The organism is Spirochaetales bacterium (assembly GCA_016930085.1).
Classification (GTDB): domain Bacteria; phylum Spirochaetota; class Spirochaetia; order SZUA-6; family JAFGRV01; genus JAFGHO01.
Map to the genome: position 1 here is coordinate 89,216 of JAFGHO010000014.1, position 10,769 is coordinate 99,984.

At 51.6% G+C, this 10,769-nt stretch carries 9 protein-coding genes; 7 read left to right on the forward strand and 2 right to left on the reverse strand.

Features of this window, described 5'->3' with window-relative positions:
* Window positions 1-85: 85 nt before the first annotated feature.
* On the forward strand, window positions 86-1,126 hold the full coding sequence (locus JW881_02250; GenBank protein MBN1696311.1) for a peptidylprolyl isomerase: 1,041 nt from the start codon (window positions 86-88) through the stop codon (window positions 1,124-1,126).
* Here JW881_02250 and JW881_02255 read toward each other — a convergent pair whose 3' ends face one another.
* Together JW881_02255 and JW881_02260 are read right to left on the reverse strand one after the other, a co-directional pair.
* Window positions 1,127-2,944 (reverse strand): bifunctional homocysteine S-methyltransferase/methylenetetrahydrofolate reductase, encoded by a 1,818-nt coding sequence (locus JW881_02255; GenBank protein ID MBN1696312.1) that lies wholly within the window; start codon window positions 2,942-2,944, stop codon window positions 1,127-1,129.
* A complete protein-coding gene (locus tag JW881_02260; GenBank protein ID MBN1696313.1) occupies window positions 2,944-3,345 on the reverse strand; it encodes an acyl-CoA thioesterase in 402 nt (133 codons plus the stop codon). The genes JW881_02255 and JW881_02260 overlap by 1 nt, the downstream gene beginning before the upstream one ends.
* 140 nt (window positions 3,346-3,485) lie before the next feature.
* Here JW881_02260 and alr point away from each other — a divergent pair, with 140 nt between their 5' ends.
* The 6 genes from alr to JW881_02290 form a co-directional block, all read left to right on the forward strand.
* The gene (alr, locus tag JW881_02265; protein ID MBN1696314.1) at window positions 3,486-4,637 is read left to right on the forward strand and encodes an alanine racemase; all 1,152 of its coding nucleotides are present in this window, start codon (window positions 3,486-3,488) and stop codon (window positions 4,635-4,637) included.
* Between the two features lie 47 nt (window positions 4,638-4,684).
* A complete protein-coding gene (locus JW881_02270; protein MBN1696315.1) occupies window positions 4,685-5,869 on the forward strand; it encodes a hypothetical protein in 1,185 nt (394 codons plus the stop codon).
* Complete coding sequence (locus JW881_02275) at window positions 5,790-6,848, forward strand: glucosyl-3-phosphoglycerate synthase (GenBank protein MBN1696316.1); 1,059 nt, start codon at window positions 5,790-5,792, stop codon at window positions 6,846-6,848. The genes JW881_02270 and JW881_02275 overlap by 80 nt, the downstream gene beginning before the upstream one ends.
* Window positions 6,845-8,140, forward strand: coding sequence for a glycosyltransferase family 4 protein (locus JW881_02280; GenBank protein MBN1696317.1), 1,296 nt, complete (start codon window positions 6,845-6,847; stop codon window positions 8,138-8,140). Before JW881_02275 ends, JW881_02280 begins: the two co-directional genes overlap by 4 nt.
* Window positions 8,097-9,029 (forward strand): HAD family hydrolase, encoded by a 933-nt coding sequence (locus JW881_02285; protein MBN1696318.1) that lies wholly within the window; start codon window positions 8,097-8,099, stop codon window positions 9,027-9,029. Before JW881_02280 ends, JW881_02285 begins: the two co-directional genes overlap by 44 nt.
* A gap of 36 nt (window positions 9,030-9,065) precedes the next feature.
* A partial coding sequence (locus tag JW881_02290; GenBank protein ID MBN1696319.1) for an alpha-amylase occupies window positions 9,066-10,769 on the forward strand: 1,704 nt, incomplete at its 3' end.

The following is a 10,769-nucleotide window of genomic DNA, read 5'->3' on the forward strand; positions in this document are numbered from 1 at the left end:
TCAAGGGGCGGTCAAAAGCCTTTACAATGTGGGCAATATTTAATAGTGTAGAGTAACCTGAATGACAGACGAAGGAGACATGGTTATGAAACTGAAATTCCATACAACATGTATTGTCCTCTTTTTCTTTATCATCGCCGCATGCGCCCAGACACCCGATCTTCCGGACGGTCTCTATGCAAAGATTGAAACGGTAAAAGGAGACATTCTTTTGGCCCTTGAATATAAAAAAGTTCCGCTGACGGTCGCCAATTTTGTCGGACTCGCGGAAGGAACGATCAACTTTTCCGGCAGGGACGCGGAACGATTTTATGACGGCCTGACATTTCATCGGGTGGTGGATGATTTTGTGATCCAGGGCGGATGCCCTCTGGGAACAGGGACCGGCGGTCCCGGATACCGGTTCCCGGATGAGTTCCACCCCGACCTGAAACATGACAGGGCGGGTATCCTTTCCATGGCAAACAGCGGCCGGGATACCAACGGCAGCCAGTTTTTTATCACCTTCAAAGAAACCCCCTGGCTTGACGGAAAACACAGTGTTTTCGGACATGTGGTTGAAGGCATGGATGTCGTCAAGTCGATTAAAAAAGGCGATAAAATCAAGCGGGTAGTGATATACCGGATCGGCGAAGACGCGAAAAAATTCAGGGCGGACCAGGAAACATTCGACAACCTCGCATCAACATTGAGAATGAAGAACGAGCAGGAGAGGAAAGCGGAAGCCCAGCGCCAGAAAGAAATGCAGGATGCCGCGCTTGCGGCATTGCAAAGGAAATATCCCGATATCAGGACGACCGAATCCGGTCTGCGGTATGTTATCCTGAAAAAGGGAAAAGGCGGAGCGAGCCCCACGGCAAACATGCAGGTCAAGGTTCATTACACCGGTTCGCTGCTTGACGGAACGGTATTCGACAGTTCGATCGATCGGGGAGAACCCGCCGTGTTCAGGATCGGTCAGCTTATACAGGGGTGGAATGAAGCGCTTTTGAGTATGGAAAAAGGGGAAAAACGGCTTCTCGTGGTTCCGCCCGAACTCGGATACGGTGAACAGGGCGTTCCGGGAGCCATTCCGCCGCAGGCGTATCTTGTTTTCGAAATGGAGCTTCTTGATTTTTACAAATAATCAAAGCCGTGCGGCCCGAACGAGTATGGAAAGAAGGGCCGGGTCCCTGTGGGGGGCGATCAGGTAAAGGCCGTCGACTGAAGATTTTATCGATTCGATAAGCTCGAGTGAATGCCCGATGCCGACATCCTTCTGATACTCCTTTTCACTTTTTTTGGCAAGTGCTTCGCGGAGGCCGTCCGGGACATATATACCGGGTACTTCATTGTGAAGGTATTCCGCCGTCCTGGAAGAAGTGATGGGGAAGATGCCCGCAAAGAATTTCACCGGTAAATCCTTTGTGGTCTCGAGAAACATCCGCACTTTTTCCGCTTCGAAAAAAGGCTGGGTCATGATAAAACAGGCCCCCGCGTCTATCTTTTTGTTCAGACGGTTGAGCTGGCTTCTTTGATCCCTCATGTTCGGATTAAAGGCGGCGCCCAGAGAAAAGTTCGTCATGGTGCCCGCTGTTTTCCCGTAGATATTTCTTCCCCTGTTGAGTTCGGCAGCCATCGAGAGGAGTCCGATCGAATCGACATCGAACACGTTGGTCGGTCCACCCTGTGTGTGGGACGGATCGCCGGTTACCATGAGGAGGGCCTCTATACCGAGTAAATGGGCGCCCAGGAGAAAGGACTGCAGGCCCAACAGGTTTCTGTCACGGCCCGTCATATGAAGAATGATATTGATATTACGTCTCTGTTTTATATATGACGCGAAGGCGAGGTTGTTTATTTTCACCGTTGCCAGCGGATTTTCCGCCATACTGATCGCGCTGGCGCCCGCTTCATGGACCTCGGTGATCGCATCGAAATGCATCGAGATATCGAGTGTTCCCGGCGGATCGATCTCGCAGATAACGGGCAGCGACACATCTTTGAATCGTTCGAGCAATATTCCCTCTTTGGGACCGGGCGCTTCCTGCCGGAGGTGTATTTCCTTTCTGACGATCTTTCTCCTGACGATCTTTTCCTTTCTGAGTCTCACCGAGGCCGCCTCGATATCGGAAGGGGAAATACCGCAGCACCCACCGATGATTCGCGCGCCGAGTTGGGCGAATGTGAGTGTTTTTCCCGCAAAATAATCGGCCGATATTCCGTAGAGCATCCTGCCGCTGATTTTTTCCGGATATCCTGCGTTCGGCATCACCGAGAGGGGAACGTTGATATCGGAAATCTGCTTCAGGGCGTGTTCGATCGATACGATGCCGTAACCGCAGTTTAATCCCACAATGTCCGCTCCGTGATCGACGAGCCGGCCGGCTGCTGTCCTTACATCGACCCCGTCGTAACAGGTAGAGGAGGGGGTGACCGTCATTGAGGCGAGGACGGGAAGCGCCGTCTTTTTTTTCACGACATCGAGAAAGAAGAGAAGGTGCCGGCTGTTGCCGAATGTTTCCAATATAACGAGGTCGACCTCCCCGGCAATGAACTCGGCGAGTTGTTCTTCGATCGCTCCTTCGACAGGTGCTTTCATGTCATTAGTGATTTCTTCGAGTGTCGCGAGAAAAGGGCCGATCGAGCCGCCGACAAAACCGTCGGGGCCGACAGCGTCTTTTGCCAGTTTCACCCCCATTTTATTGATTTCGCCTGTCTTGTCCTCGAAATGATACTTCGCCAGCGAGAATCTGCTCGCGCTGAATGTATTCGTTTCGATGATATGCGCCCCTGCCCGGACGAATTGTTTGTGAATTTCACCGACGAGATCGGGGTCGAGTATGTTCATTGCTTCGACGCATTCGACCGGCTGCGGGGCGAGATGACGTATCATCGTGCCCATTCCCCCGTCGGCTATGAGAATCGAATGTTCGAGCCGTTTCATTAAAGATTGACCGGCCATCAGAATAATCCTTCGGCAAGGTCGTCCGGCATATAAAGCCTTCCTTCCTTGAGACAGGTGGTAACAACGACGGCCTTCAGAACAGGCTTTTTATCGGGCTGACGGATGATTTCCTGGTTGAAAACGATTCGCAGTCTTCCCCTTTTTTCCGGCGACAACAGGACGGTAAACCTGTCGCCGCTTGTGAGTGGAAAAAGGTAATCGATTTCCATACGTACGACAACGGGATCGACACCCTGCCGGTGAAGGCCTTCGAAATCGAGTCCTTTGTCTTTGAGAAACTCGTGCCGTGTGTGTTCGAGATAGTGAAGATAGACGGCGTTGTTGACAATCCCCTGGAGATCGCATTCATAATCCCTTACCAGAAACTCGAGGGAAAACGAAAGCTTTTTTTCATCCATACCGGTCTCCTTTATCCGAAAAATTGACGCACCGCGCGTGCCCGGTCTTTTTTTACCTTATTATCGCCGATATTGCAACCGGCCTTTTCACCTTTACGGTACCTTGAGCAGACATGGGCTTTAATGCTACAATACGCTACATGCAGGCAACACGGGCGATCGTCTACCTTCATCATTTACGGCACAATATCCGTCTCATTCGCAGGCGTCTTCAGACCGGTAAAAAATTATGCGTTGCCGTCAAAGCGGACGCATACGGGCACGGCGCCGTTACGGTCTCACGAATCGCCGTACAGGAGGGCGTCGATATGCTCGGTGTCGCCACCGCCTCCGAAGCACTGGAATTGCGTGAAGCGGGCATCGCCGTTCCGATTCTTCTTTTCAGCCTTCCCCTGCCCGGAGAAACAGGTCTTTTTTTCAATCGCGGTGTCATTCCGATGATCGCTTCCATGGATAATATCGATTTACTCGAAAGCGATGGAAGACGATTCGAAAAAAAATGTGAGGTCCACCTCAAAATCGATACGGGTATGGGAAGACTGGGCTGCAAACCGGAGGAGGCCCTGAAACTTGCCCTCGCCGTATCCCAAAGCGGTCACCTTCGCCTCGGGGGCGTATGTACCCATTTCCCCGGTTCGGATATGAAAGACGATTCCTTTGCCAGGGTACAGACGGCGCGATTCGCCGGTGTTGTCGATGCAATCAGAAAAGCGGGAATAGACCCCGGCATCGTTCATGCCGCCAACTCGGGGGCCCTTATCGGTCTTCCCGAATCTTTTTTTGACATGGCGAGGGTGGGTATTCTTACCTACGGGTATTACCCTTCGGGCGAACAGGAACGGATCCTTCCCGTCAAGCCCGTTATGGCGTTTTGTTCGAAAGTCGTCTTTATCAAACGGGTCTTGAAGGGTACGCCGATTTCCTACGGGATGACATACAGGACTTCCCGGGAAACCGTCATTGCCACCATCGCTGCCGGCTATGGCGACGGTTACAGCAGGCTTCTTTCGAACAGAGGCGACGTGTGTATACGGGGAAAGCGATATCCTCTTGCCGGACGCGTCTGTATGGATCAGATAATGGCGGATGTCGGCATTTCTTCCGGCGTCACCCTTTTCGATGACGTCATCCTTTTCGGACCGCAGGAGTTCGGCCCGAATGCGGAAGAAATAGCGGGTTTGATGGGCACCATACCCTATGAAGTTACCTGTCTCGTCGGGAAACGGGTGCCGCGAATCTTTGTGGACAATGATGACGGGACTTGCCAAAATGACTATAATTTATTACCATGAAAGAAAATATATCAATTTGACCGATTGAATGACAGAGTGTATGGCCAATGGATAAAAAACAGACCGATATAATAAAATTTCTCGAAACCAAGAGAGACAACTGGCTGAATGGGATCATTTCCGCACGGGAACTGGTACTTTCGAATCTCGCCATGATATCAAAAGTACCCGCGATCACCTTTAAAGAGGGAAAGCGGGCGTCGATTCTCATGGAGCGGTTTATAGCAAGCGGCATTCCCGAACCCATGATCGATGAAGTCAACAATGCGATCGCGTTCATACCGGGCAAAAGCAAAGACAAAAATATCCTGATTTTTACCCATATCGATCATCAGCCCGATATGAATATCGACAATGTACTCACTATTACAAAGGACAAAATCATCGGGAGAGGTGTTCCCGAAGATACAATGGCCCTTGCGACAATGATTACCCTCCCCGATATCATTAAAAGACTCAATCTGACATTCGACAGCAATATCATCCTCCTCGCCTCCGCGCGGTACCATGACAGAGGGGACCTGGAGGGAATCCGTTGTTATATCAAGGAACATAAAAATACGATCGATGTCGCGATCAATCTGGCGGGCACCCCGCTCGGGATGGTCAATTACTTTTCATTGAGCAGGGTACGATGCGATATCGGTTGTTCCATCGGGAGGGAATCGACCACGCCGTGGGGAAAAACAATGAACAACAGCGCGATTTTAGTGATGAACGAGATCATCAACCGCCTCTGCAGCATTCCGCTCCCCATTCAGCCGAAGACATTGATCAATCTCGGGATGATCAATGGGGGGGAGCGTTACAGTACGGTGAGTACCCGCGCCAATCTGAAACTCGAGGTCCTGAGTGAGGATGATAATATCATGACACGCGTTATCGAGGAGATCAATGACAGCTGTGTGGATATCGGGGCAAAGTACGACGTTTCCATAAAATGCGATTTTTTCGGCCGTCACCGCGCCGGCGGCTTGAGTTACTCGCATCCGCTTGTAAAGACAGCGGTAAAAATCGTCGATTACCTCGGTTACAGACCGATCATGACCACGATCAACTCGGAACTCGCGATCCCGCTTTCGTATTCAATACCATCCGTGGCCCTCGGTATTACGACAGGGATCCTGAGCAGCGGTTCACAGGGGTATATCGATGTGCTTCCGATACCAAAGGGAATATTACAGATCATCATGCTTCTCTACGCGATCGACAGGGGGTATTGTGAAAACTGATATTCATCATTATATGGACAGGCGCATATTCCATCACTCGGAGTTCAGGGACCTCGGGAGGCTTGTCGAGGAAAAGCGCAAGAGAAACCTCAAAATCAGTCTTTGTTTTCCGACCCTGAATGAAGAGAAAACCATCGGACAGTCGGTTATCGTGTCAAAGGCGGAACTCATGGACCGGTTTCCCCTTCTCGATGAAATAGCGGTCGTCGATTCGGGCTCTGAGGACAAGACCTGTGAAATAGCCAGGGAGTTCGGGGCGAATATTTTTATCGCCTCGGATTATCTGAAAGAAGAAGGTAATTATAAAGGAAAGGGAGAAAATCTCTGGAAAGCGCTTTTTCTGCTTCAAGGGGACATTATCGTCTACATCGATGCCGATATCAGGAATATCCATCACCGTTTTGTCTACGGACTCATCGGACCGCTTATTATGTATCCCGAAATCAAATTCGTGAAAGCCTTTTATAAACGGCCGGTCAAAAAGGAAGGGATCTTCAAGCCCAAAGGCGGCGGCAGGGTGACGGAAATACTAATACGTCCGCTTTTTTCACAGTTTTTCCCCGAACTCACCGCCATCATTCAGCCCCTTTCCGGCGAATATGCCGGTTACCGCGAGATCCTCGAACAGATACCTTTTCCCGTGGGCTATGGAGTCGAGACCGGTCTTCTCATCGATATATACCGGCAATGGGGCCTCGATGTCATCGCCCAGACCGACATCGAACAACGGGTGCACAGGAACCAGTCCACCAATAATCTCGGGAAAATGGCCTTCGGCATTCTCCAGACATTCTGGAACAGACTCGCTAAATACAAGGATTTTGGACCGATCGTGCCGGAATCATTTATCCTGCGGCAGATCACCGAATCGGACGAGAACGAGCAGACCCTCGGCGAATATCGGATCGAGGAAAAGGAACGGGAACCGATGATCAGTATACCCGCGTATCTGGAGAAAAAGAAACAGGGATTCACATGAATCTCTCGATTATCCATTATCACCTTATGCCGGGCGGTGTGACCAGGATTATATCCTCACAGATTGCCGCACTCGCCGGGTGTCCGCTTTTCGACGGGATCGAAATTTTATGCGGTCTCGCCCCTGAGGACTCCGGAATCGGGGAGGTGCCGATCAAGAAAAACGAGGGATTGAATTATATTTCTTCGAACGACGAAAAAAAGTATTACATTCAATTGAAGGATCGGCTGTATGATTTCATCAAAGAACAGACTGCCGGGAAGGATATCATCCATATCCATAATCCGAATCTGGGCAAGAATCCCGTGCTTACTTCCGTGGTGCGCCGGCTTGCCGAAAACGGATACCGGCTGTTTCTCCACTGCCATGATTTCGCGGAAGACAGACCCGCCAATATCGCCTTCATGAGATATGTCTGTGAAAATGTATTCGGCGAACGAACCCGGGACGTGATGTATCCTCAAACGGACTCATGCCGGTACGGCGTACTCAATTCGTTCGACGCTGACAGGCTCAAAGCGTTCGGGATCGACGCGGAGAAGATACACCGTATCCCGAATCCCGTTTATTTCAGGAATCATGACGAGGGCGAACAAAAGGATGCGGCCCGGGATATTGTGTGTTCACACCTGCATTGCGACCCGGAAACAAGGATCGTCGTTTATCCCGTCAGGGTAATCAGGAGGAAAAACATCGGTGAGTTGATCCTGTTTTCCGCCGTTTTAAGAGGAAAGGCCTCCTGGCTCGTCACCCTTGCGCCGCATAATCCCGAGGAAGCGGGCCATTACAGAAAATGGAAGGACTTTGTACGAAAAATGAAGCTGCCGGTCTTTTTTGAAGCGGGAAGGGGGCTTGCTTTCAGGACACTGATGTACGGTGCCGATATATGCATTACGACAAGTATACGGGAAGGATTCGGCATGTCATACCTGGAGCCATGGCTTTTCGGAAAACAGGTGGCGGGCAGGGCCATTCCTTATATTGTCGATGATTTCAGGGAAGAAGGAATGATTTTCGATAGGCTGTATGATAGGATCCCGGTCGACCGGAACGGGGAGGAGAGGGATTTTCCCTCGCTTTCCGATGACGAGCAGCGGGAATATATCATGATGGTCGCAGGCGACAAACTCAAACGGGAACGTTTTGCGGCGCGAACGAACATCGACGCTTTCATTCTCTCTCCCGTCTCTCATGAGACGATAGTCCACAACAGGGAAATTATTGAAGAAAAATACAGTTTGGAGCATTATGGAAAAAGACTATGCGGCATTTATAAAACGTTGTCTGGATAACACCGTTCCGCTTGTTCCCGAACCGACGGGAGTCCGGGCTTCATTGAAACGGTTCTGTGGTATCAGGGCCGTGTTGTTCGATATCTACGGAACCCTGCTTGTTTCAGCTTCCGGAGATATCGGGGGCAAACGGTTTACTGAAGCAGGCCTCATCCGTTGTCTCGAGGAAACCGGCATCGGGTTGGAGCGGCCGGGTCACCACGAGGAGGATGCGCGGAAAATATTGAGCGGGTTTCGTGAGGCGATACGACGGGATCATGAAGAAAAAAACAAGCAGGGCATTCCTTTTCCCGAGGTCGATATCATCGGCATCTGGGGTGAAGTGTTGGGGGACGCGGAAAAGGAACATATTCTCCGCCTTCCCGAAGGTTTTAAAACCGGTATATTCGCATTCCTCTTTGAACTCGCGACCAACCGGGTCTCCCCCATGCCGGGTATGACGGAACTGATACGGGAATGTACGGCAGCCGGGATCGTAAGCGGTATCATCTCGAACGCCCAGTTTTATACACCCGTTATTCTCAATTATTTTATCAACGGGAGAATATGTGATTGTGAAACCGTCGAACCCTTTCGGCCCGATCTGACCTTTTTCTCCTATCGATTTTCCCGTTCAAAACCCGACGGTTTTCTTTTCGAGCGCGCAAAAGAAAAACTGTTTTCATACGATATTCCGGTGTGCAGGACGATCTATGTCGGAAACGACATGAAAAAGGATATTGTTCCGGCGATGAATGCCGGCTTCAAAGCCGTCCTCTTCGCGGGCGACAAGCGTTCGCTCGGACTGCTGCCCTCCGGGAAGCCGGATTCCGGCAGGGTGCCCGATGCCGTTATCACCGATCTGCTTCAGCTTCGTGAGGTGATCGGTATCGAAGCGGCAGCGCAATAATGCGGATCTTTGCGGCTATGTGCGGGGTGAACCACCATGACTGATACCATGATCGATATGCTGGGCGGGCTTTACGGCAGGGAACGGGCGGCCCCGCTGTATCGGCGGCTCGAGAAATTATTCGCCGGTTTCCACCGGCGACCAGGCGGCGCCGGCGGGCGGTATGCATTGACGGAAAAGGACGCGGTGCTTATCGTCTATCCGGATCAGCTCAATGACGGTGAAAAGCCCGGTTTCGAAGTCATGGAACGGTTTCTGCTTTCATATGTCCGGGATGCCGTCAACACCCTGCACATACTCCCTTTCTTTCCGTACTCTTCCGATGACGGGTTTTCGATCATCGATTACCGGGAGGCAGACAGAGCGTATGGGGGCTGGGAAGGTATCCGCCGGCTCGGCAAGCGCTACCGGCTGATGTTCGATGCCGTACTCAATCACGTTTCCGCCAAAAGCGGGTGGTTCGAGGAGTTTTGCGCGGGAAATGAGGAATTCGCTTCATATTTTATCACTTGCGATCCGGATGCCGACCTCTCTGCGGTTGTCCGTCCGCGTTCCTCACCCCTGCTCACCCCGTTTTCGACCAGCCGCGGAGAGAAGCGGCTCTGGACGACTTTCAGCGCGGACCAGATCGATCTCAACTACAGGAACCCCGACGTGTTCCTCCGGATGGTCGAAATCATGCTTTTTTATATATCCCGCGGGGCGGCCGTCATTCGGCTCGACGCCGTCGCGTATATCTGGAAGGAACCCGGTACATCCTGTATCCATTTGCCCCAGGTACACCTTATCGTGAAACTCTTCCGGCTGATACTCGACCGGATCGCACCGCATGTCGTCCTCATCACCGAAACGAATGTCCCCCACAGGGAAAATATCAGTTATCTGGGAAACGGGAATGACGAGGCGCAAATGGTGTACCAGTTTCCGCTTCCGCCGCTGATCGCGCACGCCCTTCTTTGGGAAGACAGCCGCTTTCTTGCCGGATGGGCCGGGGGACTCGATCTGCCCGGAACGGATGCTGCCTTCTTCAATTTTACCGCATCGCACGACGGTATCGGGGTCAGGCCGCTTGCCGGTCTGGTCCCGGAAAAAGATATCGACGGCCTCGTCGCTCTCACAAAACAGCGGGGGGGCACCGTCTCGTATAAAACAAACAGCGACGGGAGCAGAAGTCCTTACGAACTCAATATCAATTATATGAGTCTTCTCGAAAAGCCCGGAGAACCGGAGGAAGCCGCCGTGCGCCGTTTTCTTCTGTCACAGTCGATCATGCTCGCGTTTCCCGGTGTCCCCGGCATCTATTTCCATTCTCTTGCCGGTTCGATAAACGACTCAGCGGCCCTCACCGAAACCGGCATACCTCGGAGTATCAACAGGGAAAAGCTTTCCGTCGACCGGCTTGTCCGTGAATTGAATGAGAACAGGAGAAGGAAAACGGTTTTTTCCTGTTATAAAAAGATGCTTTCAATCCGGAGGAATGAAACGGCTTTCAGTCCCCGTGCCCCATTTGAAGTGATGCACACTAATGGGGCGGTGTTCGCGATCCGGAGAACCGGTGAAAACGGTCATCGGGTTATCGCCGTTCATAATATGTCTTCCGGAATAACGGAGATACGGCTTGTTTCCGGCTTGCAAGGGAAACATCGGCTTCGCGATCTTTTGACGCGGAAGATTTTTGAAACGGCCGGGGATGGATGTTTGTCTCTTACCCTCGGGCCGAACGAGTTCCTCTGGCTGAAA